This window comes from Streptomyces sp. NA02950 (genome assembly GCF_013364155.1).
Classification (GTDB): Bacteria; Actinomycetota; Actinomycetes; order Streptomycetales; family Streptomycetaceae; genus Streptomyces.
On the sequence record NZ_CP054916.1, the window covers coordinates 5,260,128 to 5,285,214 of the forward strand.

Sequence of the window (25,087 nt, forward strand, 5' to 3'; positions counted from 1 at the left end):
AAACGCCCCTTTTCCCGTGTTCCCGCACCGGCGGAAACCACCGGCCGGTTCGTTGGCAACGCTTTATCGAATTCTTCTCATTGGAATCTCTGACGCCCTTCGCTCCGCTCGTTCCCGACAACGCTTGTGGCCAAGAATCACGGCTGCCTATGGTCGACCCGAAATGGGCGAGCGCCCTGGAAGGGGAAGCAGATGGCTAATCCATTCGAGGACGACGAGGCCACCTACTACGTGCTGGTGAACGACGAGGGCCAGCATTCTCTGTGGCCCGCCTTCGCCGAGATCCCGGCCGGCTGGAAGTCCGTCCACGGACTGGCGGCCCGGCAGGAATGCCTCGACTACATCAACGAGAACTGGACCGATATGCGTCCGCGCAGCCTCGCCGAGGCCATGGCCGCCAACGCGTCCTGAACGCCGTCCCGCGCACCTGATGTCACCCGCATCGTCAAACGTCACAAGGAGAAAACCGGTATGGCCACGATCACCACGGAGCGCCAGGCAGCGATCAAGGAGATCGTCTGCGACATTCTCGAACTGGAAGAGGACGAGGTGACCGACACCAGCCTCTTCATCGACGACCACGGTGCCGACTCCCTCCGCGCGATCGAGATCCTCGCCTCGCTGGAGAAGGAATTCAAGATCACCATCGATCAGTCCGAACTGAGCGAGATGGTGAATCTGGAGAAGGTCTACCAGGTCGTGGCGGAGGCCCCCAGCCGGTAACCGGCCCGTGGCCGCCGAGTCAAAAGGGAAGTCACCATGTCCGAGTCACGTCCCGGTGCCGCGGCGGTGAAACGCCGTGTGGTGCTCACCGGTTTCGGCGTCATTTCCAGTATCGGTATCGGCGCCGCCGAGTTCACCCGGAGCCTTCGGGAGGGACGCAGCGGAGTCAGCCCCATCTCGGTGTTCGACACCGAGGGTTTCGCGCATGTCAACGGATGCGAGGTCAGGGGATTCGACCCGCAGGAGTGGATCACCCGTACCCCGGTCCAGGAGCTCGGACGGGCCAGCCGGTTCGCCGTCGCGGCGGCCCGGATGGCCGTGACGGACGCGGGCCTCGACCCCGAATGGCTCGCCGACCGGCGCGGCCTGATCTCCGTGGGCACCACCGACGGTGAGTCCTTCGAGCTCGACCGGCTGGTGGAGACCGAACTCGCCGACGGGCCCGAGGGGATGGACCGGCAGACCGTACGCCGGGTCCCGGCCGCCCGGCTGTCCACCACCATCGCGCAGGAGCTCCAGCTCACCGACGTCGAGGCGCTGACCATCGCGACCGCCTGCTCCGCGGGCAACTACGCGATCGGCTACGGCTTCGACGCGGTGAGCTCCGGCGAGGTGGAGTTCGCGCTGTGCGGGGGCGCGGACGCCATGTGCCGCAAGACCTTCACCGGTTTCTACCGGCTGGGCACCATCGCCCCCGAGTGCTGCCGGCCGTTCGACATCGACCGCAAGGGCATCCTCACCGGCGAGGGCGCCGGGGTGCTGGTGCTGGAGAGCCTGGAATCGGCGCTGGCGCGCGGTGCCCGGATCTACGCCGAGGTGCTGGGCTACGGCCTCAACTGCGACGCCTACCACCAGGTCGCGCCGAACGGGGCGAGCGTCGCCGCCTGTATGGGGATCGCCCTGGAGAACGCCGGGGTCAAACCGGACGAGGTCGATCTGATCTCCGCCCACGGCACCGGCACCAAGGCCAACGACATCACCGAATCGCGGGCCATCCGCGACGTGTTCGGGAACGCCACCCCGCGCACCATCTCGCTGAAGTCGATGCTGGGCCACACCATGGGCGCGGCCAGCGCGCTGGGCGCCATCGCCTGCGGGCTCGCCATCACCCACGGCTTCATCCCGCCGACCATCAACCACACCACCACCGACCCGGCCTGCGAGATCGACTGTGTGCCCAACCGGGCCGTGGACGCCGATCTGCGGGTGGTGCAGAACAACGGGCTCGCGTTCGGCGGCAACAACGCCATCGTGATCCTCGGAAGATACGAGGAGAGCGAGAGCGAGAGCGCCCCGGGCGCCGTGGACCGCCCGCTCGCCGGGAGCGTGTCATGAGCTATCCGATCACCGGCGTCGGCGCGGTCGCCAGCATCGGGGACGACCCCGGGCAGATCTTCACCGCGCTGTGCGAGGGCCGCAGCGGGCTCGGCCCGCTGCGCGGTTTCGACCGCGGACGGTTCACCGCCCAGCAGCTCTTCGAGATCGACGACCGCTCCGGCGACGACGGCACCGACGAACCCGGCCGCGCCACCCGCTTCCTGCTGGAGGCCGTCCGGCAGGCCGCCGCCGACGCAGGGCTCCCCGACGACCTCGGCGGCACACCGGTGCTGGTCGGCACCGGACTGCGCGAACTGCGCTCGCTGGAGCTGTGGTGGCGCGACGGCGTCCCGTTCGACGCCGGGGGCCTCGACTTCGGCCCGGCGCTGCGCCGCCGCTTCGGCGCGTACGACACCCACACCTTCGCGGGCGCCTGTTCGGCCTCGCTCTACGCGCTCGCACTCGGCTGGGACCTGCTGGAACAGGGCGAGAGCGACACGGTGATCGTGGCGGGCTGCGACACGGTGACGGAGTCCATGTTCGGCCTGGCCGACCGGGTGCAGTTCGATCCGCCCGACGTCGTCCGCCCCTTCGACCGCGCCCGCCGGGGCACCATCCTCGGCGAGGGCGCCGCGGCCGTCGTGCTGCGCCGGGAGCAGGTGGCGGACCGCCCGGTGCGCGGCTGGCTGCGCTCGGTCGCGGTCAACTGCGACGCCCACCACCAGACCGCGCCGGACGCGGACGGAGTCAGGGCCTCGGTCGAGCGGGCACAGCGGGCGGCGGGCAGCCGCCCCGAGGACATCGACCTGGTGGTGCTGCACGCCACCGGAACACCGCTCAACGACCGTACCGAGGCGGAGGTGATGGCCGGGGTGTTCGGCGGCCCAGGCCCCGCCCTCACCGGGATCAAGTCGCTGACCGGCCACACCTCCGGCTCCGCCGGGCTGATGAGCCTGATCGTGGCGCTGGCGTCGGTGGAGAGCGGCCGGGTGCCGCCGATCGCCCATCTCACCGATCCGCTGCCTGAAGGCGCGGGGCTGCGGCTGGTCCGCGACGTCCCGCTCACCACCCCGGTGCGGATGGCGCAGATCAACGGATTCGGCTTCGGCGGGGTCAACGCCGTCGCGATCGTGGCGGGTGCGGCATGACGGGGACGGCGATCACGGGCACGGGCGTGGTGCTGCCCGGGGTGAACGACCCGGCGGGGCTGCTGCGCGGCCCCGTGGCCGGTGCCGAGCCGGTGCGGCCCGCCGACCTCATCGGCAGGAAGGGGCTGCGCTTCAGCGACCGGGCCACCCAGCTCGGCCTGTGCGCGGCGGCCGCCGCGCTGACCGACGCCGGACTGCTCGGCCAGGACGGCCCGCGGCTCCCCGGCGACCGGGTGGGGGTGGTGGTCAGCTCCAACCTGGGCAACGCCGACACCGTCTGCCGGGCGGTGGAGACCATCGCCCGGGAGACCACCGGCGGGCTGAGCCCCATGGACACCCCCAACGCCTCCAGCAACATCATCGCCTCCGAGACCGCGATCCGCTTCGGGCTGCGCGGACCCAACCTGACGGTGTGCAACGGCATCACCTCCGGGCTGGACGCCCTGCGCTGGGCCGGGCTGACGCTGCGGTCCGGGCGCGCCGATCACATGCTGGTGATCGGGGTCGAACCGGACAACGAGATCACCCGGCGGCTGACCGGCGGACCGGTGGTCGACGGCGGCGCGGCCGTGGTGGTGAGCCGTACGGACGCGGTGGACCGTACGGACGCGGTGGGCGTGGCCGCTCCCCGGCTGCTGCTCGGCCCCTCGGTGCGGACCGGGAAACTGCCCGACGCCGCCGCCCGGTTGACCGGTGCCGTACCGGACGAGGGCGCGCTGTGGCTGTGCCCCGATCCGGCGCTCGTCCCGTCCGGCGCGGCGACGGCCGGGCTGTCCGGCTGGGGCGAGTGCTCCGGCGCGCTGGGGCTGCTCCAGTGCGCGGCCGCCGTCGGCTGGGCCGACTCCGGCCGGACCGGACCGGTGTACGCGCTGCTGGGCGGGGCCGGTACCGAGGCGACCGGTACGGCCTTCCTCCCGGTGGAGCCTCCGGCCCGCCCCGCGGATCCGGCTCTCGCGGCGGAGCGTGCGGCGTGAAACGGGTCGTCCTGCTGCACGGACTGGGCAACAGCGGCGGCATCTGGTCCGCGTGCGCCGCCCACTGGCGTCCCGACACGGAGATCCACGCGCCCGAACTCCCCTGGAGCGGGGCCGGGATCACCGGATGGCGGCACGAGCGGGACTCGGCCCGGCTGCTGGAGGAGGTGCTCGCGGCGGTGCCCGGTGGCGCCGATCTGGTGGTCGCCCACTCCTTCGCCTCGATGCCGCTGCTGGAGCTGCTCGGCCGCCGCGCGCTGGCCGGGGACCCGCTGGAGGTGTCCGGAGCGGTGCTGGTGAACCCCTTCTACCGGCCGTCGGCGGACGATTTCCCCTGGGCCGTGATCGCGCCGCTGCTGGAGTCCTTCCCGGCCACCATGGCCGAGGGCGTCCGGCTCCAGTCCGGTGACCGGCCGATCGACCCGGAGCTGCGGGCCGATATCGCCCAGCGGCTCTGCGAGTTCGTCGGCCCCTACGGCTGGCTGCGCTTCCTGGACGCCTACTTGAGCACCCCGCTGGTCCCGGTGCACACCATCGGCACCCCGTGTCTGGTCATCGGCGGCGGCCGGGACGCCACCGTCGATGTCGCCGAGGCCCGCGCGCTGGGCGCCGCCCTGCCGCGCGGCCGGGCCCGGATCCTGCCCGGTGGCGGCCACTTCCCGATGCTGGAGGGCCCCGGGTGGTTCACCGGCGCCGTACACGACTTCCTCGACGGACTCGCCCGGCGCGCCCGGAGCGACAGCGGTGCGTACCCCGTCGGCACCTGAATCCGGAAACGACCCCTGGAACCGAAGGAGACTGCGATGGGCCCGGTGTCAGATCCGGCCGTGTCGGCTCTGCTGGACGCCCCGACCACCGTGCGGCTGCGGCCGGTGTTCGAAGGCAACAACATCAGCTACGCCATCGGCTTCAAGCACATCAACTATGTCGCCGAGGCGGCGGTGCTGCACCACTTCCGCACGGCCGGGCTCCCGGTGGGCGAGCTGTACCAGCGGTATGGGCTCGGCTTCGAGGTGGTGGAGCTGCGCTCCCGGCTCGGCGCGCTGCTGGCGGTGGACGACGAGGTGGAGGCGGAGGTGGTCCCCGCCACCAAGGCCGAGGCGGCTGAACTCACCTTCACCGTGCGCCAGTTCGTCCAGCGCGACGGCCGGCGGGTCACATGCGCGAGCTCCACGGTGCGGGTGGCGCTGCGCGTCGACGGCCACATCGCCCCGTCCGGGGAGTACCCCGCCGGGCTCGGCCGGTTCGCCGTACCGCGGCTCGGCACCGGGGACCGCCGCGAACTGGCCGTCACCCCGCGCCCGTACGGCGGCCTCGCCGAGGGCCGGGGGACCACGGGCACCGCCGACCCGGTGCTGGCCCAGCTGATCGGCGAGGAGAACGCGTTCGGGTGGCGCTGGCGGATGCCGTACTTCTACTGCCACTTCAACGAGCGCGTGCAGATGTCGGGCTTCCTGCGGGTGATGGAGGAGGCCGAGGACCTGTTCCTCGCCGACCGGGGGCTGCCCATCAAGGAGGTCCTGGACTCGCGCGGCTGGATCCCGGTCGTCACCCGGTCCCGGATCCGGCTGCTGGACGAGACGGTGATGGAGGAGGAGCTCTACACCGTCTACACCATCGAGGACATCTTCAAGAGCCTGCTCTACACCGCCCGGATGGACTGCTACGTCATCCGCGGCGGGGAGCTGGTGCACACCGCCACCGGCACCATCACCCATGGCTACCTCCGTGAACACGCCCCCAACCAGTGGGCGATGGCCACCCTCGACGAGGCCACCGTCGCCGCGCTCAGCAGCCCCAAGCGAGCGTCCGTATGAGCGGCGGGACAAGCGCACCGGCGGCCGCGCCACCGGTGATCTCCGCGTGGTCGGCGGTCTCCCCGTACGGCCTGGGCGCCCCGGCGCTGGTGGACGGGCTCCGCTCGGGCCGGCCGACCGGCGCCCCGGTGGACACCGCCCGCTGGCGGGTGCCCGGGGGAACCGCCCATCTGGTGCCCGGTTTCGAGACCCGCCAGGTGCTCGGCAAGAAGGGCACCCGCTCCATGGACCGGGTGACCGGTCTCGCGGTCAGCGCGGTCGGCGGGCTGCTGGACCAGCCGGAGGCGGACCGGGAGCGGGAGACCGGGGAACGGGCCGGGCTGGTACTCGGCACCACCACCGGAAGCGCCGAGTCGATGATGGACTTCACCCGCACCTCCCTGGAGGGCGAGGCGCCGTTCGACGTGGACCCGGCCGTGATGCCCAACGCGGTGATGAACTGCGCGGCCGGACAGTGCTCCATCTGGTACGGCATCCGGGGCCCCAACACCACGCTCGCCGGGGGCCGTACGGCCGGGCTCGCCGCCCTCCACTACTCGGCCCGGCTGCTGGCGTCGGGGCGCGCCGGATCGGTGCTGTGCGCCGCGGCCGAGGAGTTCTCCCGGGCCCGCTACTGGCTGGAGCGGCACAGCCGCGGGGATCAGGACGTGGCGCTGGGCGAGGGCGCGGCGGTGCTGCTGGTCCAGCGACCGGACGCGGTCAGCCCCGGCCGGCCCCCACTCGCCGAGATCCTGTCCGTGCGCACCCGGGTGGCCACCGGCGACCGGGTGCGGCCGGTGCTGGAGGCGTGTGTGGCCTCGGCCCTGGAGGCGGCCGGCGCCCGGCCCCGGGACGTCTGGGCCGCGAGCCCCGGCGACGCCCCCGGGCGGCTCGGACGGGACGAACGCGACGCGCTGACCGCGCTGTTCGGCGCCGAGGCGCTGGAGCGGGTGCCCGGGGTGGGGCGGCTGGGCGACGTCTCGGCCGCCTCGGCCACCTTCCAGATCGCCTTTCTGCTGGCCACCGCCGCGCTGTCGGACGAGGCGGCCGGCCGGCTCGCGGTGGTGACCTCCGCCGACCGGGACGGTTCACTGGTCTGTGCCGTACTGCGGCTGGTGGCGGCGTGAACGGCGTGAGCCCGGTCGCCGCCGGGGTGAGCGTCGTGGCGCCGCCGGCCGGCGGGAAGGCGGCCGCGCGGGTGCACATCGACGCCGCCGAGCCGGTGTTCGCGGGCCACTACCCCGACTTCCCGATCTTCCCCGGCGTCTGTGTGGTGGAGTGCGCCCACCGCGCGGCGCTCGCCACCGCCCCCGAGCCGGTCGCCCTGGCGGCCGTGGGCTCGGCGCGGTTCGGCGGCGCGGTCTACCCGGGCGACGTCCTCGACCTCGAGCTGACCTGGCGCCGCCGGGACGACGGCTGGCGCTGCTCGGCCTCCGCCGTCACCCCGCGCGGTGACGCCGCCTCCGTACGGCTGCGCTACCGGCCCGCGGACGGTACCGGCGCCCCGGACCGGGACGGCCCCGCGGTGGCCGGGCTGTTGCCGCACCGCTATCCGATGCTGCTGGTGGACCGGGTGGTGGAGCTGGTGCCCGGGGAGCGGGTGACGGCGGTCAAGGCCGTGACCCTCAACGAGCCCTGGTACGCCGGGATCGCCGCGGGCACCGGCCTGGCCTACCCCGCCTCGCTGGTGGTCGAGTCCTGGGGGCAGACCGCCGGGCTGCTGGCCTCGGCCGGGGCCCCGGAGACCCGCGGTCAGGTGATGCTGTTCGGCTCGGTCGCCGACGCGGAGTTCCACAGCCCCGTCCACCCCGGTGAGCTGATCGAGCACCGGGTCACGGTGGCGCGCTCGCTCGGCGACTCGGTGATCTTCGAGGGCGAGAGCCGCTGCGGCGGCCGCCCGGTGATGTCCGTGGCGCGCATGGTGATGGCCTTCCGGCCGGCCGGCGCGCTGAAGGAGGCGACTTCATGACACAGGATGTGCGACGGCAGGCCGACGACCGGCCGGTGGCGCTGATCAGCGGCGGATCGCGGGGCATCGGCCGGGCCACGGTGCTGAAGCTGGCCGAGGACGGCTACGACATCGGCTTCTGTTACCACTCCCGGCCCGAGGCCGCCGAACTCCTCGCCAAGGAGGCCGAGGCGCTGGGCGCCCGGGTGCTGGCCGAGCGGGTGGACGTGTCCGACCCGGATGCCGTCCGGGTGTGGGTGGCGCGCACCGAACGCGAGCTGGGCCCGGTGGACGTCGGGGTCACCTCCGCCGGAATCACCCGTGACAAGGCGATGGTGATGATGAGCGACGACGACTGGCGCTCGGTGGTGGGCACCAATCTCGACGGGGTCTTCCACGTCTGCCGCTCGGTCGCCTTCTCCATGATGAAGCGCCGCTCCGGATCCCTGGTCAACATCTCCTCGGTGGCCGGGGTGCACGGCAATGCCACCCAGACCAACTACTCCGCCTCCAAGGCCGGGATCATCGGCTTCTCCCGTTCGCTGGCCAAGGAGATCGGCCGCTACGGCGTACGCGTCAACGTCGTGGCGCCCGGCTTCATCGACACCGACATGGTGGCGGCCGTCGGCGACACCGCGCGCGACAAGGCGCTCGGCAACGTGACGCTCGGCCGGATGGGCACCCCGGAGGAAGTCGCCGACCTGGTGGCCTTCCTCGCCGGGGCCCGCGCCGGATACATCACCGGATCCGTAGTCCACATCGACGGGGGGATCGTGCTGTGAGCCGCCGGAACAAACAGCCCCGCTGGTACTTCTCGCTGCGCAGCCCGTACTCGTGGTTCGCGTACCGGGACCTGAGCGAGCGCTACCCGGACGTCCTGGACGCGATCCAGTGGATCCCGTACTGGGAGCCCGACGCCGCGTCCGAGAAGCTGCTCGCCGACGAGGGCATCACCCTGCCCGTGGTCCCCATGTCGCGGGCCAAGAACTTCTACATCCTGCGCGACGCCCGCCGCTGGGCCCACGCCCGCGGCTGGCAGGTGACCTGGCCGGTGGACCGGGCGCCGCACTGGGAGGTGTCGCATCTGGCCTATCTCGCCGCCGAGGAGGCGGGCCGCGGCCGGGAGTTCGTGGCCGCCGCCTACCGGGCCCGCTGGAACCGCGGTCTGGATCTGGCGGACCGGGCCACCATCGGCCTCATCGCCGGTGAACTGGGCCTGGGCCCGGGAATCGCCGACGCCGTCGACGACGAACGGCTGCGCGCCAAGGGCGTGGCCTGCCTGGCCGCCGCGTACCACGACGACGCCTTCGGGGTGCCGTACTTCGTGCACGGCCGTGAGGGGTTCTGGGGCGCCGAGCGGGTCTCGGCGTTCGTGGCCGCGGTGCGCGGCACAGCGTGGGACGGCGCTTCGGACGCCCCCTTCGCGGCGGCCCCGGCCACCGTTCCCGCGGCGGCGGCCGCCGCCGGTGACCCGCTGGAGAGGACCTCGCCATGAGCGCCGAACCCCAACGGACCGTCCCCCGCTGGTCGCTGGAGACTGGCCCGGCCGCCGCGCGCCCCGTCGAGACCTCCCGGCCGCTCCCGACGAGGCTGCTGGCGGCGGTGCGGCTGCGGGCCCGCCGCACCGGCTGCGGCTGGCAGGCCGCGGCCCTGGCCGCGCACACCGTGGTGCTCAGCGCGCTCAGCGGCGACCGGGAACTCACCACCGGCTATGTGGCCCCGGGCGGGACCGCCCCGGCCGGGCTGCGGATCGCCGCCGGTGACGAGAGCTGGCGGGAGCTGCTGCGGACGTCCGCCGCACCCCGGCCGGACGACACCGCGTACGAGACGGTGCTCGACCTCGGCGGCGGCCACACCCCGGCCGAGGACTCCCCCGTGGTGCTCACCGTCTCCCTCCACCTCGCCCCCGGCGGCGCCGAACTGCGGCTGCGCCACCCCGCCGGGGTGCTGGACACCGCCGCGGCCGACCGGATCGCGGGGTACTACGTCACCGCGCTGGAGAGCCTGGCCACCGAACCCGACGCGCCCTGCCGGGCCCGCACCCTGCTCTCCGATGACGAGCTGCGCCACCAGCTCACCGGGATGTCCGGACCCGAACGGGCCCTGCCCGACCGCCGGTTCCACGAGCTGTTCGAGGAGCAGGCGGCCGCCCGCCCCGACGCCGTCGCCGCCGTCCACGCCGGGGAGAGCTGGACGTACGCCGAACTCAACGCGCACGCCAACCGGATCGCCCACGCCGTCCTCGCCCGGGGCCTGGGCGAGGAGGCCGTGGTCGCCGTGGTCACCGAGCGGAACCTCGACTGGCTGGCCGCGGTCATCGGTGTGTTCAAGGCTGGAGCCGCGTATCTGCCCATCGAACCGTCCGCACCCGCCGACCGGATGGGCCGCACCCTGGTGCGCGCCGGATGCCGGCTCGTCCTCACCGAGCCGGGCGGCCCCGGCCACCTCCAGCGGGCCGCGCCCGCGGGCACGGAGCTGCTGACCGTCGGCGACGCCCGCGCCGAGGGCCACCCGGACACCGACCCCGGGCTGGACATCGGCCCCGACCGGCTGGCCTATCTCTACTTCACCTCGGGCTCCACCGGTGAGCCCAAGGGCGCGATGTGCGAACACGGCGGCTTCGTCAACCACCTCTACGCCAAGATCGACGACCAGTCGATCACCGAGGGACAGGTGGTGGCGCAGACCGCCCCGCAGTCCTTTGACATCTCGCTGTGGCAGCTGGTGGCCGCGCTGGTGGTGGGCGGGCGGACACTCATCGTCGAGCAGGAGGCGATCCTCGACGTCGACCGCTACCTCGACACCGTCGAGCGCGGCGAGGTGGCGGTGCTCCAGGCGGTGCCCTCCTATCTGGAGGTGGTGCTCTCCCGGCTGGAGACCCGGCCGCGCGAACTGCCCGCGCTGCGCTGTGTGTCCGTCACCGGCGAGGCGCTGAAGAAGGAGCTGACCGTCCGCTGGTTCGCCCGCTTCCCGCACATCGCCCTGATGAACGCCTACGGCCTGACGGAGACCAGCGACGACACCAACCACGAGGTGATGACGGAGGTGCCCGAGCGGGACTCCGTACCGCTGGGCCCGCCGGTCGGCAACGTCACCGTGTACGTGGTGGACGAACGGCTCCGGCCGGTGCCGCTCGGCGCCCCCGGCGAGATCGTGTTCTCCGGGATCTGTGTGGGCCGCGGCTACGTCAACGACCCCGAGCGCACCGCCCAGGCGTTCGGCACCGATCCGCACCGGCCCGGCAGGCGGCTCTACCGCTCCGGTGACTTCGGCCGCTGGCTGCCGGACGGCAAACTGGAGTTCCTCGGCCGCCGGGACGCCCAGGTCAAGATCCGGGGCTTCCGGATCGAGATCGGCGAGATCGAGAACCAGCTGCTGAGACTCCCCGGGGTGCGCGACGGGGCGGTGGTGGTCGTGGAGACCCCGGACGCCGGAAAGCACCTGGTGGCCTTCCAGTCCGGCTCCGCCGAACCCGCCGACGTACTGCGCAAACAGCTGGACCAGGTGCTGCCCGGCTACATGGTGCCGCGCCGGATCGAACGGCTGGAGCCCCTGCCGCTCACCGGCAACGGCAAGATCGACAAGAAGGCGCTGCGCGCCCTGGCCGCCGAACTCGGCGACAGCGGCGGCGACATGGGCCACCAGGCCCCGCGCACCCCCACCGAACAGCGGCTGGCGGGGGCCTGGGCCGAAGTGCTGAAGGTGCCCGCCGAGGAGATCGGGCGCGCCGAGAACTTCTTCGACCGGGGCGGCACCTCGCTCTCCGCGGTGCGGCTGATCGTCCGCATGGAGCGCCGCTTCACGCTCGAGGACCTCCACCGCCGCCCCGTACTTGCCGAGCTGGCCGCGCTGATCGACGCCGCCCCCGAGACGTGAGGACTTCCCGACGATGGCCGTGCAATCCCCGCTTCCCCCGGCGGAGGTCCTCGCCGACCGCCCCGCCGTGCTCCGGCTCGACGGGCCGCCGCCCGCCGACCCAGCCGCCTGGGCCGCCGCCCACCGCACCGCGCTGCGCTCCGCCGTCGCCGAACACGGCGCGGTGCTGGTGCGCGGGCTCGGCCTCGCCGACGCGGCGACGGTGGGCCGGGTCGGCCGGGAGCTGCTGGACGGGGTGATGACCGAGCGGGAGGGGTTCGCCACCCGCCGGCTCCTCGCCGACGGGGTGTACTCCTCCTCGGAGTGGCCGCCGGACCAGCCGATGTGCATGCACCACGAGCTGAGCTATCGCCGTGAGGTGCCCGCCACCCTGCTCTTCGGCTGTCTCACCCCGCCCGCCTCCGGCGGGATCACCGGGGTGGCCGACTCCCGGACGGTGCTGGAGTCACTGGACCCGGCGCTGGTCGAGCGGTTCGAGCGGAACGGCTGGCGGCTGGACCGCAGTTACACCGACACCGTCGGCGTGGGGCGCGAGGAGTCCTTCGGCGCCGCGTCCCGCGAGGGCATCGACGCGTACTGCGCCCGCTGGGGCATCGGGACCGAGTGGCGGCCGGGGGGCGATCTGCGTACCCGGCAGCGTTCGGCCGCGGTGCTGCGCCATCCGGCCGACGGCCGCCGCGGCTGGTTCAACCAGATCGCGTTCCTCAACGAATGGACGCTGGACCCGGTCATCCGCGAGTACCTGACGTTCGAGTTCGGCGCCGACGGCCTGCCGTTCAACAGCCGTTACGGGGACGGCGGCGCCATCGCCGAGGACACCGTGCTGGCCATCAACGGCGTCTACGAGAAGCACACCCTCCGGGAGCCCTGGCAGGCCGGGGACCTGATGGTCGTGGACAACCTGCGGATGGCGCACAGCCGCGAACCGTACGAGGGGGAGCGCGAGATCGCCGTGGTGCTCGGCGACCCGGTGCGGATCCCGGACCCGGTCTGAGCCCCGCTGTACCGACACCCACCGCCACCGATGTCATGGATGGAGCCCAACATGTCCCCGCAGTCCGGCGTGCCGCCCTTCGCCGTCATCTCCGGAGCCCAGGTGGACCACGTGCTCTCGGGCCACGAGAAGCAGGTCCTGAGCCTGGTCGAGGAGGTCTACCGGCTGCACGGCGAGCAGCGGACCGTCAATCCGCCGTCGTACTTCCTGCGCTTCCCCGACCGGCCGAGCTCGCGGATCATCGCGCTGCCCGCCTCGGTCGGCGGGGAGCGGCCCACCGACGGACTGAAGTGGATCTCCAGCTTCCCGGAGAACGTGGCGGCGGGCATTCCGCGCGCCTCGGCCGTCCTGATCCTCAACGACCACACCACCGGCTATCCGTTCGCCTGCCTCGAGTCCTCGATCATCTCCGCCGCGCGCACCGCGGCCTCGGCGGCGCTGGCCGCCGACAGGCTCACCCGGGGCGAGCGGCCGCGGCGGATCGGCTTCGTCGGCACCGGACTGATCGCCCGCTACATCCACACCTATCTGGTGGCGACCGGCTGGAGCTTCGACGAGGTCGGCGTCTTCGACCTGTCCGCACAGCACGCCCAGGGCTTCGCCGGGTACCTCGGCTCGCGTCCGGACGCCGCCCCGTCGGTGGTGCACGGCTCCGCCCGGGAGCTGATCGAGGCCAGCGACCTGGTGGTGTTCGCGACGGTGGCGGGCACCCCGCACATCCACGACCCGGCCTGGTTCGCGCACAACCCGCTGGTGCTGCATGTGTCGCTGCGCGATCTGGCCCCCGAGATCCTGCTGGGCGCCACCAATGTCGTGGACGACGTGGACCACTGTCTGAAGGCGGACACCTCCCCGCATCTGGTGGAACGGCTCACCGGCAACCGGGACTTCATCGCCGGAACCCTGTACGACGTGCTGGAGGGCCGGGTGGAGCTGCCCGCCGACCGCCCGGTGGTGTTCTCCCCGTTCGGCCTGGGCGTGCTCGACATCGCGCTCGGCCGCTTCGTCCACGACCGGCTGGCCCGGGCGGGTGAGCTGTCGGTCGTGGACGGCTTCTTCCACGAGCTCAGCCGCTACGGGCGGTCCGGCTCCTGAGCGCCGGGCAGCGGCGCCCCCAACGAATCGCGGTGATGAAGTGCCCGTAATCCAAGCCCCGCACGAGATCAACGTGGAGGACCTCTATGTGGATCTCGCCGCGGTGTGCGACATCCCGGTGTTCCTCAAGTGCGAGAGCTTCAACTTCGCCGGTTCGGTGAAGCTGAAGGCCGCCCGGGAGATGGTGCTCGCCGCCGAACGCGACGGGGTGCTGACCCCGGGTTCGGTCATCGTCGAGTCCTCCTCCGGCAACCTCGGCATCGCGCTGAGCATGATCGCGGCCAGCCGCGGCTACGGCTTCCTGTGCGTCACGGATTCGCGCTGCAACCCCGCGAGCCGCCGCCAGATGCAGTCCTTCGGCGCGCAGGTGCTCACCATCAGCCGACCGGACCGGACCCGCGGACTGCTCGGCGCGCGGATGGACTACGTACAGCGGCTGGTGGCGTACGACCCCCGCTACGTCTGGCTCAACCAGTACACCAATCCGCACAACTGGTCGGCTCACTACCGCACCACCGCCCCGGCCATCGCCGCCCAGTTCCCGGGGCTGGACGTGCTGTTCGTCGGCGCGGGTACCACCGGCACCCTGATGGGCTGCGCCCGCTGGTTCTGGGAGCACCGCCGGTCGGTGACCGTGGTGGCCGTGGACTCGGTCGGCTCGGTGACCTTCGGCGGGCCGCCCGCGCGGCGGCTGATCCCGGGGCTCGGCGCCGGGGTGCGGCCACCGCTGCTGGACACCGAACTGGTCGACGACGTGGTGCTGGTGGAGGAGCGGGAGACCATCGAGACGTGCCGGACGATGGCCCGGCGCGGTTTCCTCTTCGGCGGTTCGACCGGGACGGTGGTCGGCGGCGCCCGGCGCTGGCTGGCCGCACGGGCGGGCGGTGACCGGCCGACCGCGGTGGCCATCGCCCCCGACCAGGGCGACCGCTATCTCGACTCGGTGTACGACCCGGAGTGGGTGGCCGAGCACTACGACGCCGTGGCCGGCGAACCGCCGGTGCCGCCGGTCCCGGCCGGCCGGCTGGTCGCGGGCGTCGGCTGAGCCCCTTTCCGCAACGTTCCAGGAGGCATGCCATGGACGAGCCCGTGGTCCGCCGGCCCGTCGTACTGATCGCCGAGGAGCTGTCGCCCGCCACCGTGGACGCGCTCGGGCCGGATGTGGAGGTGCGCCACTGCGCGGGTGGCGACCGCGCCGCGCTGCTCGCCGCCCTCCCCGGGGCCGACGCCGTGCTGATCCGCAGCGCGACCCGGATGGACGCCGAGGCGCTGGCCGCGGCGGACCGGCTGCGGGTGATCGGCCGGGCCGGGGTGGGGCTGGACAATGTGGATGTGTCCGCCGCCTCCGCGGCCGGGGTGATGGTGGTCAACGCCCCCACCGCGAACGTGGTGAGCGCGGCGGAGCTGGCGGTGGGGCTGCTGGTGTCGGTGGCCCGCCACATCCCGCAGGCCGACGCGGCGCTCAAGGCCGGGCGGTGGCAGCGCTCCCGCTTCTCGGGGGTGGAGCTGGCGGGCAAGACGCTCGGACTGCTGGGGCTGGGCCGGATCGGCACCCTGGTGGCCCGGCGGATGCGGGCGTTCGACATGGACGTCATCGCCTACGACCCGTATGTCCGGCCAGCCCACGCCGCCCAGGAGGGTGTGCGGCTGGTGCCGTTCGACGAGGTGCTGGAGCGCGCCGAGCTGATCTCGGTGCATCTGCCCCGCACCCCGGAGACCACCGGGCTGCTGGGGTTCGAGGCGCTGCACCGGCTCAGACCGGGGGTGCGGATCGTCAACGCGGCCCGCGGCGGCATCGTGGACGAGGCAGAGCTGTACGCCGCGCTCAAGGAAGGGCGGGTGGCCGCCGCGGGCATCGATGTGTTCGCCGTCGAACCCTGCACCGCCTCCCCGCTGTTCGAGCTGGACTCGGTGGTGGTCACCCCGCATCTGGGCGCGGGTACCGCCGAGGCCCAGGAGCGGGCCGGGGTCTCGGTGGCCACCTCGGTGCGGCGGGCGCTGGCCGGTGCGCTGCTGCCGGAGGCGGTCAACGTACGGGCCGGGGCGGTCGCCCCGGGTCTCGCGCCCTGGCTGGTGCTCACCGAGCGGCTGGCCGGGCTGCTGGTCGCGGCCACCGGGCGGCTGCCGGGGCGGCTGGAGGCGGTGGCCTGCGGCGAGATCGCGGAGCATGATGTACGGGTGCTCGAACTGGGCGCGCTCAAGGGCGCGTTGACCGGTCCCGTGGAGGGCGGGGTGTCGTATGTGAACGCCCCCGCGCTGGCCGCCGAACGCGGTCTGGAGGCGGTCGCCGCCACCGGCCGGGAGGCGCTGGGCCATCACTCGGCGGTGACGGTGCGGGCGCTCTTCCCCGACGGCGACGAGGCGTCGGTGACCGGGACGCTCACCGAACCCGGCGGCCGCGCCCGGCTGGTGGAGATCTCCGGGCTGCCGATCGACTTCCCGCTGGCCGGTGAGGCGGTCTTCGTCCGATGTCCGGACCGGACCGGGGCGCTGGGCGCGCTCGGTGCGGCGCTGGGCGCGGCGGGTGTGAACATCGCCGCGATGTCGCTGGCCAGGACGGCGCCGGGCGGCGATGCCGTGGTGGCGCTGAGCGTGGACGCCCCGGTGCGACCCGAGCTGCTGGCGGAAGTCGCCGGTGAGGTGCGGGCGACGCGCTGGTGGACGCTGGGCGACGGCGGATAAAAACTCCGGAAGACGGTTGTATAGATTCCTGTATTCCGCATCCGATGGAAGACCGGAGCAATTTGCGCGACGGCCGGACTATAGCGCGGGGTCAGTCCCGCTATTGCTCCGGAGGTGGCAGCAAGAGGACAGAGAGAGGCGTGATGATAGCCGAAGGTCGCGAGATCGGTGCGTAGGGTGATGGTCGTGGGGCGAAATGGGGGAGAGTTTCCGGTTGGGTGGCGTAAGTTGCTGACAAGGCGGACTCGTCGCCGCCCAGGTGGACGGGAAGTCATCCATGAGAAGCGGACTTTGCCGACTCTTGACCGTTTCCGGTGCGTTGACTGCCGTACACCGCTCAAACTAACCTCGGCCGGGAGCCACTTGGTGAAGTGTTCCGTGCTTCGCAGCTTTTCCCGTTCACGGAGTTCCGCTCGGATGCTCAGGCGATTCCCCTTCGGTCGGACCCTGGTCACCAGCAATACATTCATGGGTCAACCGATGGGTCAACCGATGGGTCACTCCTGGTCGATCGACGTGCCGTGGGCCGCGCTGTTCGTCGTAACGTCTCGGGGGTAGGCATGACAGGTCCGTCGAAGGCATCCGATTCCTCGAGAACGGCCGACAGCGTGGAAGAAGCGCTGCTCCAGGCCCGCGAGTTGATCGAGTCGACGGTGAATCTGCATCGCCGCACGGCGGCCCGGAACTCCATCGTCACCCTCGAGCGCGACGAAGCCGCCGTCGCCAATGCCGTCGAGGTGCTCATCAGCCAGGCCAAGCACGGGGTCAGTGCGGCCCTGCCGGAGGGCGGCGACCGCGCGAAGGCGGTCGGCGCCGCCGTCGGCCGGCTCACCTCGGGCGGCCGCAAGCGCATTCCCGCCCGGCTGCTGTGCACCCCCGAATCGCTGCGGGAGTCCGCCGTACGGGCGGTCGCCGAACGCGGCGGGGCCCATGTGCAGCTCCGGGTCACCCAGGCCCTGGCGGAGACCCTGATCGTGGACGGCCGGGTGGCCATGGTGCGTTCCCGGCTGGAGCGCGGCGGCGAGGAAGTGGTCTCGGTCATCGAGGACCCGGCCCTGGTCCGGGCGCTGGACCTGCTGTTCGCGGGCGCCTGGGGCAGCGCCGTCCAGCCCGCCGAGCACGAGTGGATCAGCGAGCGGCTGCGGACCGAGTCCGCCCGCCGCATCCTGGAGCGGCTCTGTCAGGGCTACACCGACGATGTGGCGGCCCGGGAGGTCGAGGTGTCGCTGCGCACCTACCGCCGCCATGTCGCCGAGATCATGCGCGGTCTGGGCGCCAGCTCCCGGTTCCAGGCCGGGGTGCGGGCGGTCGAGCTGGGGCTGCTGTCGTCGAACGACTGAGGCGCCGCCGGGGCGCGGGGGGACACAGAGCTGGAGAAATGTTCGGCGGCGCCGTCCGTTGAACGGAACTCACACGGGGGTGAGTGGTGTGGCATCGGTGATGCCCGACCGGGCGTCCGGCACCGGTCGGCCGGAACGCGGCCTGGAAAGCCTGGAAAGCCTGGAAAAGGCCGGCGTCGGCGATGAATTCGAACAGGAACTCCTGGAAGTCAGCGCGCTGCTGGCCTCCACCGTCGTACGCCGCCGCGACCGGATGCACCAGGGCGCGACGGTCGCCGTCATCGAAGGCCGGGACACCGCGGTCGACACCGCGGCACAACTGGTCGCCGACGCCACTACGCGCGTTGATGTGGTGCTCGCCGCCGAACCCGGCTATTCCCGCGCCGTTCACCAGGCCCTCACCGCGCTGCTGGCCGCCGACGACCACGAGGAGCTGACGGTGCGGCTGCTGTGCACCCCGGCCACCCTCGACTGGCGGTTCGTCACCAGCCATGTCGCCGAACCCCGGGTGGAGACCCGGGTCGCCCGGATCCCCGCCCTGGCCGCCGTCATCGCCGACCATGAACACGCCCTGGTCTGCGCCGATTCCGCGGTCGGCCGCCGGGCCTCGGTCATCCGCTCCGGCGGGGTGATCCGGCCGCTGCTCGCGCTGTTCGACGGGGTCTGGCGCAACGCCGTGGTGGTCTCCGACCGCATCGACTTCGGCGACAAGGCCCGCACCGAGATCGCCCAGCAGATCCTGGAGCGACTGCGCGCCGGGATCACCGACGACGTCGCCGCCCGTGAACTGTCCATGTCGGTCCGCACCTACCGAAGATATGTGGCCGAAATTATGGCGCTGTTAGGCGCCACCTCCCGATTTCAGGCCGGTGTGCGCGCCGCCGAACTGGGCCTTTTGCTCTCGCAATCCCCCGGCAACCGAAGATGAACGGCATTCTTGATTTTCCGCAACCCGCTGGCAGCTTCATGAAGCCACGTTGCCGGACACCGAGCCGCACCGCTACAAAAGATGAGGGGAATCCGGGCTGTCCGGTCCGTAGGGTGAATCACGGATTTCTCGCACGGGGAGGCGAGCAGACGATGGCCGTCGGTGTCGACAGCAGGTGGTTCCGCAGGTACGCCCCGGTGGGGGAGGTCCGCAGACGGCTGGTCTGCCTGCCGCACGCGGGCGGCTCGGCCGGCTTCTTCCACAGCTGGGGACGGGCGGTCGCCGAGGGTGTGCTCCCCGCCGGGGTGGAGCTCCTCACCACCCGCTACCCCGGCCGCCAGGAGCGGCTGGAGGAACCCGCCATCGACAGCATCGAGCGGCTCGCCGACGAAGTCAGCGCCGCGCTGCTGCCGTTCGCCGACACCCCGCTGACCCTCTTCGGCCACAGCATGGGCGCCTCGGTCGGCTACGAGGTGGCGCTGCGGCTGGAGAGCAGACACGGCATCCGCCTCGACGCACTCGTCGTCTCCGCCCGCAAGGCACCCCACCAGGTCACCCCCAAGGACACCTACCGCCACGGCGACCGCGCCCTGCTGGCGGAGGTCCACCGGATCGGCGGCACCGAGTCCGCGCTGCTGGACGACGCGGAGCTGCGCGAGCTCGTGCTGCCCGCGCTCCGGGCCGACTTCAAGGCCGTGGGCACCTATGGGCCGCGCACCCCGATCCCGGTGAGCTGCCCCGTCGTCGGCCTCATCGGCGACCGCGACCCCCGCGTCACCGTGGCCGACCTGCGGGCCTGGGCCGCCGTGGCCCCCGCCGGGTTCGACCTCACGGTGCTGCCCGGAGACCACTTCTACCTGGTCCAGCAGCGGGAGGCCGTCCTCCACGCGCTGGCCGCCCACCTCGGCTGAGGACAACTGCCATGGCCACCTTGACGATGACAACAACAGCTGACCCCGCGGCACGGCGGGCGGCCGGGCCCGCTCAGCCCGGCCCGCCCCGGCTGGAGAGCGGCGTCGGCGTACTCGACAAGGCGTCGCTGCTGCTCGGCGTGTTGGAGAGCGGTCCGGCCACCCTGGCCACCCTGGTCTCCGCCACCGGCCTCAAGCGGCCCACCGTGCACCGGCTGGCCCTCGCCCTGGAACGGCTGCGGCTGGTCGCCCGCGACCGCGACGGGCGGTTCGCGCTCGGCCCGCGGCTGGGCGACATGGTCGTCGAGGCGCGCCACGACCGGCTGCTGCTCGCCGCCGAACCGGTCCTCACCGACCTGCGCGACCGCACCGGCGCCAGTGCCCGGCTCTACCGGCGCCGCGGCCGGCTCCGGGTGTGCGTGGCCGCCGCCGAGGCGCGCGGCACCGGAGCCGACACCGTGCCGGTCGGCAGCGCCTTCCCGCTGAAGTCCGGGGCCGTCGCCCAGGTGCTGCTGGCCTGGGACGAGCCCGAGCTGCTCTACGAGGGGCTGCGCGGCGCCCGGTTCAGCGCGGGCATGCTCTCCGGGGTCCGCCGCCGCGGCTGGGCCCAGAGCTTCGGCGGCTGGGAGCCCGCCATGGCCACCGTCTCCGCACCGGTCCGCGGCCCCGGCGGCCGGGTGATCGCCGCGGTGTCGCTCTCCGGGCCGATCGGCCGGCTCACCCGGCACCCCGGGCGGGAGTACGGATGCGACACGATCGACGCCGCCGTCAGACTCAGCGAACTGTCAGGATGCTGACAGGCACAAGCCCGGAGGAGTGCAGCTTTGCGGCTGGAATGTGATGGTCAGGAGCGCCCGCCGCACGTGGAGTTCCGGATCCTCGGTCCGGTGCAGGTCCGGGTCGACGGGGCGGCGGTACCGGTCGACGGGGCCAAACAGCGCACCGTCCTCGCCGCCCTGCTGCTCTCCGGCGGCCGGGTGCTCTCCGACGACCGGCTCAGCGAGCTGCTGTGGGGCCCCACCCCGCCGCCGACCCGGACCGCGCAGCTCTACACCTATGTCTCCCGGCTGCGGAAGCGCTGCGGCCCCTGGCTGTGCACCGAACGCCGGGGCAGCGGCTACGCGATGGACGTCGGCGACGCCCGCTACGACTGGGACGAGTTCCGGCGGCTGGCCGAACAGGGCCGTACCGCACTGGCCGCGCATCACTACGCCACCGCCGCCGACCGGCTGACCGCCGCCCTCGCCCTGTGGCGCGGCCCCGCGCTCTCCGATGTCACCGGCCGTCTCGCGGAGACCGAACTGCCGCGCCTGGAAGAGGCCCGGATCGCCGCCGTGCAGAACCGGATCGAGGCCGAACTGGCCCTCGGCCGCCATGCCCAGTCGGTGCCCGAACTGACCCGGCTGGTCGCCGAACACCCCCTGCGGGAGTCCCTGCGCTATCAGCTGATGACCGCCCTGTACCGCTGCGACCGGCAGGCCGACGCGCTCGCCGTGTACGAGCGGGGGCGCCGGGCGCTCCGCGACGAACTGGGCGTGGATCCCGGGGCCGCCCTCCGCCGACTCCACCGGGAGCTGATCGCCGGCGAGTTGACCGGACCGGCCGCCGCACCGAGGGCCTTCACGCCGGCGGTCGGGAGCGGTTCCGGAGGCGGGACGGGGTCCGGGGCCGCACCGCCCCCGGCGGACATCTGGGCGGGGCTGGTCCCCGCCATGCTGCCGCCCGACATCGCCGACTTCACCGGCCGCCACCAGCCGCTCGCCGAACTCCGCGCCGCACTGGACGATCCCCGCGGCACCGGCGGCATCGTGCTCACCGGCGCTCCCGGCACCGGCACCTCGGCGCTCGCCGTGCACGCCGCCCACCGCTGCCGCCAGGCCTTTCCGCACGGCCGGCTCTACGCCGATCTGCGCGCCGAGGACGGCACCCCCAAGGATCCCTCGGATGTGCTCGGCTGGTTTCTGCGCGCCCTGGGGGTCGGCCCCCACGATCTGCCCGCCGCCCTCGACGAACGGGCCCAGCTCTACCGCAGCCGCCTCGCGGGCCGCCGCGCCCTGGTCGTCCTGGACAACGCGGTCGAGGACCGCCAGGTCCGTCCGCTGCTCGCGGTCGGCGACGGCTGCCGCACCCTGGTCACCAGCCATTCGCCGCTCACCTCCGTGGAGGGCGTACGGCTGGTCCGGCTCGACCCGCTGGACGCGGCGGAGGCCCGCGGACTGCTGGCCGCGGTCGCGGGGACCGAACGGGTCGCGGCGGAGCCGGAAGCGGCCGACCGGATCGTGGAGCGCTGCGACGGACTGCCGCTGGCGCTGCGGATCTGCGCGGCCCGGCTGGCCGCCCAGCCCCAGTGGCGGCTGGACCATCTGGCCAACCGGCTGGCCCCGGTGGAACGGCTGCTGGGCGAACTCTCCCTCGGCAGCCTCTCCGTCCGCGCCGCGCTGCGCCGCAGCCATATCCGGCTCGCGGCGGACGCCCGGCACGCCTTCCGGGCGCTGGCCCACCGGTACGCGGCGGCGTTCACCGCCCGGGACGCGGCGGCGGAGCTGCGCTGGTCCGAGGCGAGCGCCGAGGACGCGCTCGACTCCCTCACCACCGCGCGGCTGCTGGAGCTCTCGGCCCGGGGCGACCGGCTGGAGTACCGTTTCCGCTCCCTGGTGCGGCAGTTCGCCCGGGAGCAGGACGCGGCCGAGCCGGAGCTGACCGGGTTCCCCGGTCCGGCGCTGGTGGCCTGAGCCCGGCCGGCGGCCACCGCGCGGTGGCCGCCGGCCCAGGTACTGCCGCGTCAGTCACGGTTTGCCCGGGAGCGAGGTGTCCTGGCGCGTGCGATCGCAAGGCGGCCGGAAGCCCTCGCAGTGGGCCTGCTCGGGCTTTCGGCCAACGCGGCGAGAGGGGGCACCTCCCAGCGGTAGCCGGGGGAGCGTGCCAGGGCGGCGAGCGGGGCGGCCCTCGGCTGACGCGGCAGTACGTACGGGTGGTTCAGCCGCAGCCGCCCGCGTGGCCGCCGTCGAGGCTCGCCGCCATCACGGAGTTCTCGGCGCGCAGGGCGTCCAGGGTGTCGTTGTGCACGGCGTTGATGAAGATCGCCACCAGGCTGGCCCAGCGGGCGCTGGCGTCGCTCATCAGCGACTGGCCCGCGAGCGATCCGGTGTACTCCGCCCGGTGTGCCTCCAGGGCGAGTTCGCTGATCACCTCGGCGAACACGGCCGGGTCGGTCAGATCACGGCCGTCCAGATCCACCATACGACTGAGCCCGCCCTGCTCCAGCCAGGTCGTGTAGTCGCGTTCCATTCTGGCGAGGATCTCCGTCGTGTTCGTTTCCAATGTTTCCTCCCCGGTTTTCATGCCGACCCCGACAGCGGTGCCGCGGAACCAGCATGGAATACGCTCCCATCACCGTCCTATTCTCCGGCCGGGGTCGGCGATAGACGTTTGATAGATCCGTCGGCGGCGGTCGTTCGGCGCAGGCCGGAGCGGGGACGGAGCGGGCGCGCGGCACGCCGTGGACACCGTTGTCATGGTGCGGCCGGGGACGGGCGGAGGGGTAGTGAGATCAAATTCTTTGCATTGCGATCGCACCGGTATTCCACCCGCTGCTAGCTTCTGAGCCGCCGCCTGGACCCCCGCCAGGCGGCAACTCCGCACCGAAATCCGAACCCCCGGGAATTCCCGTTCCCGGCCGGCCGGTTCAGGGGATCAGCACGACCTTTCCCATCGTGGCGCGGTTCTCCAGCGCCCGGTGCGCGGCGGCCGCCTCCGCGAGCGGGAACCGCTGCACCGCCGGGACCAGCCGCCCGGCCGCCGCCTGAGCGAGCGAGCGCTCCTCCAGAGTGCGCATCGGGTCCGGGCCACCGGCCCGCTCCAGCATCGGCGGGCCCAGCACCGGAGTCGAGGTGATCCCGCGCTCGGTGAGCTCCCGCTCGTCCAGCTCCAGCGGCCCGCCGCCCCGCAGCCCCGCGGAGGACCAGCCGAAGACCAGATGGCGTCCGCCGCGGCCGAGCAGCTCCACCCCGGCCCGCGCCGCGTCGCCGCCCACCCCGTCGAACAGCACGGTGGCCGTACGCCCGGCCAGCGCGGCCCGGACCCGCTCGGGCCAGGCCGGGTCGTTGTAGTCCTCGGCGATCCGGGCGCCCAGTTCACGGACGCGCGCCACCTTGGCCGCGCCGCCCGCGAGTCCGATGACGGTGGCGCCCGCGTTCTTCGCGTACTGGACGAGCAGTTGGCCGATTCCGCCCGCCGCCGAGGTCACGATCGCCACGTCGTCCGCCGTCAGCTCCGCGAACTGCACGATGCCCATCGTGGTCCGGCCGGTGCCGATCATGGCCACGGCCTGCGCCTCGTCCAGTCCGTCCGGCAGTTCGTGCAGCTTCCCGGCGGCGACCACGGCCCGTTCGGCATAGCCGCCGGGCACCATGCCCAGATGGGCGACCACCCGCTTGCCCAGCCATCCCGGGTCGGTGCCCGCACCCAGCGCGTCCACCGTGCCCGCGACCTCCCGGCCCGGGACGGTGGGCAGTTCGGGAGCGGTGTGCACCGCGCTGGTCAGTCCCTCGCGCAGCGCGGTGTCCAGGAGGTGGACCCCGGCCGCGGCGACCGCGATCCGCACCTGGCCGGGACCGGGTACGGGGTCGTCGGTCTCCTCCAGGACGAGGTTCTCGGCGGGGCCGAAGGCGTGCAGTCGTACGGCGTGCATGGCATTCTCCCAAGGCTGGTGGCGCACCGGGTGATCGGTGCCCCTGCCCTGTGAGCCTCCAACCTCGACAAAGGTTGAAGTCAAGGCCGTCCCGAGGACGGCCGGCCAGGGTCAGACGCGCGGGAAGCGGGACTGGAGGTCCCACACCACGGGGTTGTCGCCCAGGCCCTCGTGCAGGTCGACGAGATCGGCGAGCAGATCGTGCAGGAAGTCGCGTGCCTCACGGCGCAGCGCCGCGTGGTCGAAGGTCAGCGGCGGCTTTCCGGCCGGGACCCAGTCGGCGGTGATGTCCACCCAGCCGAAGCGCCGCTCGAAGAGCAGCCGGTCGGTGGACTCGGTGAAGTCCAGCTCCGCGTGGACGGGGGTCGACGAGCGGCTGCCGCGCGGGTCCCGGTCGAGCCGTTCCACGATGTCGCACAGCGCCCAGGCGAAGTCGAGCACCGGAACCCAGCCCCAGGCGGTGGACAGTTCACGGTCCTCGCGGGTGTCGGCGAGATAGACGTCCCCGCAGAACAGATCGTGCCGCAGCGCACGCTGGTCCGCGCTCCGGTAGTCCGTCTGCGGCGGATCCGGGAAGCGGCGGGAGAGGGAGTAGCCCAGGTCGATCACGCGGTCGATGGTGTCATGAGCCGAGGAGACCCTCACCCGAGGGCGCCGGGGACGCC

General features: G+C 72.9%; 25 protein-coding genes. 22 read left to right on the plus strand and 3 right to left on the minus strand.

Annotated elements, in window-relative coordinates:
- Positions 1 to 192 precede the first annotated feature (192 nt).
- The 22 genes from HUT19_RS23050 to HUT19_RS23160 all read left to right on the plus strand — a co-directional run bounded on the left by HUT19_RS23050 (position 193) and on the right by HUT19_RS23160 (position 22,464).
- On the plus strand, positions 193 to 411 hold the full coding sequence (locus HUT19_RS23050) for an MbtH family protein (RefSeq protein ID WP_176182277.1): 219 nt from the start codon (positions 193 to 195) through the stop codon (positions 409 to 411).
- 60 nt (positions 412 to 471) lie between these two features.
- Positions 472 to 723, plus strand: coding sequence for an acyl carrier protein (locus HUT19_RS23055; protein ID WP_176182278.1), 252 nt, complete (start codon positions 472 to 474; stop codon positions 721 to 723).
- 36 nt (positions 724 to 759) lie between these two features.
- Entirely contained in the window at positions 760 to 2,058 is a 1,299-nt protein-coding gene (locus HUT19_RS23060; protein WP_176182279.1) for a beta-ketoacyl synthase, read from the plus strand.
- On the plus strand, positions 2,055 to 3,188 hold the full coding sequence (locus tag HUT19_RS23065; protein WP_176182280.1) for a beta-ketoacyl synthase N-terminal-like domain-containing protein: 1,134 nt from the start codon (positions 2,055 to 2,057) through the stop codon (positions 3,186 to 3,188). Before HUT19_RS23060 ends, HUT19_RS23065 begins: the two co-directional genes overlap by 4 nt.
- A complete protein-coding gene (locus HUT19_RS23070) occupies positions 3,185 to 4,162 on the plus strand; it encodes a beta-ketoacyl synthase N-terminal-like domain-containing protein (protein WP_176182281.1) in 978 nt (325 codons plus the stop codon). Before HUT19_RS23065 ends, HUT19_RS23070 begins: the two co-directional genes overlap by 4 nt.
- Positions 4,159 to 4,929 (plus strand): alpha/beta fold hydrolase, encoded by a 771-nt coding sequence (locus HUT19_RS23075; protein ID WP_176182282.1) that lies wholly within the window; start codon positions 4,159 to 4,161, stop codon positions 4,927 to 4,929. Before HUT19_RS23070 ends, HUT19_RS23075 begins: the two co-directional genes overlap by 4 nt.
- A gap of 36 nt (positions 4,930 to 4,965) precedes the next feature.
- Positions 4,966 to 5,979 (plus strand): hypothetical protein, encoded by a 1,014-nt coding sequence (locus HUT19_RS23080; RefSeq protein ID WP_176182283.1) that lies wholly within the window; start codon positions 4,966 to 4,968, stop codon positions 5,977 to 5,979.
- Complete coding sequence (locus HUT19_RS23085) at positions 5,976 to 7,085, plus strand: beta-ketoacyl synthase N-terminal-like domain-containing protein (RefSeq protein WP_176182284.1); 1,110 nt, start codon at positions 5,976 to 5,978, stop codon at positions 7,083 to 7,085. The genes HUT19_RS23080 and HUT19_RS23085 overlap by 4 nt, the downstream gene beginning before the upstream one ends.
- Positions 7,082 to 7,927 (plus strand): 3-hydroxyacyl-ACP dehydratase FabZ family protein, encoded by an 846-nt coding sequence (locus HUT19_RS44340; RefSeq protein WP_368661704.1) that lies wholly within the window; start codon positions 7,082 to 7,084, stop codon positions 7,925 to 7,927. The genes HUT19_RS23085 and HUT19_RS44340 overlap by 4 nt, the downstream gene beginning before the upstream one ends.
- Positions 7,924 to 8,688: a 3-oxoacyl-ACP reductase FabG gene (gene fabG, locus HUT19_RS23100; RefSeq protein WP_176182285.1), complete on the plus strand. Its 765-nt coding sequence runs from the start codon at positions 7,924 to 7,926 to the stop codon at positions 8,686 to 8,688. The genes HUT19_RS44340 and fabG overlap by 4 nt, the downstream gene beginning before the upstream one ends.
- A complete protein-coding gene (locus HUT19_RS23105) occupies positions 8,685 to 9,401 on the plus strand; it encodes a 2-hydroxychromene-2-carboxylate isomerase (protein ID WP_176182286.1) in 717 nt (238 codons plus the stop codon). Before fabG ends, HUT19_RS23105 begins: the two co-directional genes overlap by 4 nt.
- Complete coding sequence (locus HUT19_RS23110; RefSeq protein WP_176182287.1) at positions 9,398 to 11,782, plus strand: amino acid adenylation domain-containing protein; 2,385 nt, start codon at positions 9,398 to 9,400, stop codon at positions 11,780 to 11,782. Before HUT19_RS23105 ends, HUT19_RS23110 begins: the two co-directional genes overlap by 4 nt.
- A 13-nt stretch (positions 11,783 to 11,795) precedes the next feature.
- Positions 11,796 to 12,776 carry a TauD/TfdA family dioxygenase gene (locus HUT19_RS23115; protein WP_176182288.1) on the plus strand — a complete coding sequence of 327 codons (981 nt, stop codon included), beginning with the start codon at positions 11,796 to 11,798 and terminating at the stop codon, positions 12,774 to 12,776.
- A 51-nt stretch (positions 12,777 to 12,827) separates the two neighbouring features.
- Positions 12,828 to 13,871 (plus strand): 2,3-diaminopropionate biosynthesis protein SbnB, encoded by a 1,044-nt coding sequence (sbnB, locus tag HUT19_RS23120; RefSeq protein WP_176182289.1) that lies wholly within the window; start codon positions 12,828 to 12,830, stop codon positions 13,869 to 13,871.
- A 40-nt stretch (positions 13,872 to 13,911) separates the two neighbouring features.
- Entirely contained in the window at positions 13,912 to 14,916 is a 1,005-nt protein-coding gene (gene sbnA, locus HUT19_RS23125) for a 2,3-diaminopropionate biosynthesis protein SbnA (RefSeq protein WP_176182290.1), read from the plus strand.
- A 44-nt stretch (positions 14,917 to 14,960) separates the two neighbouring features.
- A complete protein-coding gene (gene serA / locus HUT19_RS23130; RefSeq protein ID WP_176187183.1) occupies positions 14,961 to 16,553 on the plus strand; it encodes a phosphoglycerate dehydrogenase in 1,593 nt (530 codons plus the stop codon).
- 180 nt (positions 16,554 to 16,733) lie between these two features.
- Positions 16,734 to 17,111 carry a hypothetical protein gene (locus tag HUT19_RS44345; RefSeq protein ID WP_368661748.1) on the plus strand — a complete coding sequence of 126 codons (378 nt, stop codon included), beginning with the start codon at positions 16,734 to 16,736 and terminating at the stop codon, positions 17,109 to 17,111.
- 50 nt (positions 17,112 to 17,161) lie between these two features.
- Positions 17,162 to 17,893 carry a hypothetical protein gene (locus HUT19_RS23140; protein ID WP_254885729.1) on the plus strand — a complete coding sequence of 244 codons (732 nt, stop codon included), beginning with the start codon at positions 17,162 to 17,164 and terminating at the stop codon, positions 17,891 to 17,893.
- An 88-nt stretch (positions 17,894 to 17,981) separates the two neighbouring features.
- Complete coding sequence (locus HUT19_RS23145) at positions 17,982 to 18,821, plus strand: LuxR family transcriptional regulator (RefSeq protein WP_254885730.1); 840 nt, start codon at positions 17,982 to 17,984, stop codon at positions 18,819 to 18,821.
- Positions 18,822 to 18,934: 113 nt separating this feature from the next.
- Positions 18,935 to 19,732, plus strand: coding sequence for a thioesterase II family protein (locus HUT19_RS23150; RefSeq protein WP_254885731.1), 798 nt, complete (start codon positions 18,935 to 18,937; stop codon positions 19,730 to 19,732).
- 11 nt (positions 19,733 to 19,743) lie between these two features.
- The gene (locus HUT19_RS23155; RefSeq protein ID WP_254885732.1) at positions 19,744 to 20,529 is read left to right on the plus strand and encodes an IclR family transcriptional regulator; all 786 of its coding nucleotides are present in this window, start codon (positions 19,744 to 19,746) and stop codon (positions 20,527 to 20,529) included.
- Positions 20,530 to 20,556: 27 nt separating this feature from the next.
- Positions 20,557 to 22,464, plus strand: a complete 1,908-nt coding sequence (locus HUT19_RS23160) for a BTAD domain-containing putative transcriptional regulator (protein WP_254885733.1) — start codon at positions 20,557 to 20,559, stop codon at positions 22,462 to 22,464.
- A 244-nt stretch (positions 22,465 to 22,708) separates the two neighbouring features.
- Here HUT19_RS23160 and HUT19_RS23165 read toward each other — a convergent pair whose 3' ends face one another.
- From HUT19_RS23165 to HUT19_RS23175, 3 genes are all read right to left on the minus strand, one after another.
- The gene (locus HUT19_RS23165; protein WP_176182293.1) at positions 22,709 to 23,020 is read right to left on the minus strand and encodes a hypothetical protein; all 312 of its coding nucleotides are present in this window, start codon (positions 23,018 to 23,020) and stop codon (positions 22,709 to 22,711) included.
- A 397-nt stretch (positions 23,021 to 23,417) separates the two neighbouring features.
- Positions 23,418 to 24,422, minus strand: coding sequence for a zinc-binding dehydrogenase (locus HUT19_RS23170; protein ID WP_176182294.1), 1,005 nt, complete (start codon positions 24,420 to 24,422; stop codon positions 23,418 to 23,420).
- Between the two features lie 111 nt (positions 24,423 to 24,533).
- Entirely contained in the window at positions 24,534 to 25,031 is a 498-nt protein-coding gene (locus tag HUT19_RS23175) for a hypothetical protein (protein WP_176182295.1), read from the minus strand.
- Positions 25,032 to 25,087 lie beyond the last annotated feature (56 nt).

Bases quoted from the DNA above. Each gene is read 5' to 3' on its own strand.
- HUT19_RS23050 (WP_176182277.1), top strand. From the start codon at position 193: ATGGCTAATCCATTCGAGGACGACGAGGCCACCTACTACGTGCTGGTG.
- HUT19_RS23055 (WP_176182278.1), top strand. From the start codon at position 472: ATGGCCACGATCACCACGGAGCGCCAGGCAGCGATCAAGGAGATCGTC.
- HUT19_RS23060 (WP_176182279.1), top strand. From the start codon at position 760: ATGTCCGAGTCACGTCCCGGTGCCGCGGCGGTGAAACGCCGTGTGGTG.
- HUT19_RS23065 (WP_176182280.1), top strand. From the start codon at position 2,055: ATGAGCTATCCGATCACCGGCGTCGGCGCGGTCGCCAGCATCGGGGAC.
- HUT19_RS23070 (WP_176182281.1), top strand. From the start codon at position 3,185: ATGACGGGGACGGCGATCACGGGCACGGGCGTGGTGCTGCCCGGGGTG.
- HUT19_RS23080 (WP_176182283.1), top strand. From the start codon at position 4,966: ATGGGCCCGGTGTCAGATCCGGCCGTGTCGGCTCTGCTGGACGCCCCG.
- HUT19_RS23085 (WP_176182284.1), top strand. From the start codon at position 5,976: ATGAGCGGCGGGACAAGCGCACCGGCGGCCGCGCCACCGGTGATCTCC.
- fabG (WP_176182285.1), top strand. From the start codon at position 7,924: ATGACACAGGATGTGCGACGGCAGGCCGACGACCGGCCGGTGGCGCTG.
- HUT19_RS23110 (WP_176182287.1), top strand. From the start codon at position 9,398: ATGAGCGCCGAACCCCAACGGACCGTCCCCCGCTGGTCGCTGGAGACT.
- HUT19_RS23115 (WP_176182288.1), top strand. From the start codon at position 11,796: ATGGCCGTGCAATCCCCGCTTCCCCCGGCGGAGGTCCTCGCCGACCGC.
- sbnB (WP_176182289.1), top strand. From the start codon at position 12,828: ATGTCCCCGCAGTCCGGCGTGCCGCCCTTCGCCGTCATCTCCGGAGCC.
- HUT19_RS44345 (WP_368661748.1), top strand. From the start codon at position 16,734: ATGGTCGTGGGGCGAAATGGGGGAGAGTTTCCGGTTGGGTGGCGTAAG.
- HUT19_RS23155 (WP_254885732.1), top strand. From the start codon at position 19,744: ATGGCCACCTTGACGATGACAACAACAGCTGACCCCGCGGCACGGCGG.
- HUT19_RS23165 (WP_176182293.1), bottom strand. From the start codon at position 23,020: ATGGAACGCGACTACACGACCTGGCTGGAGCAGGGCGGGCTCAGTCGT.
- HUT19_RS23170 (WP_176182294.1), bottom strand. From the start codon at position 24,422: ATGCACGCCGTACGACTGCACGCCTTCGGCCCCGCCGAGAACCTCGTC.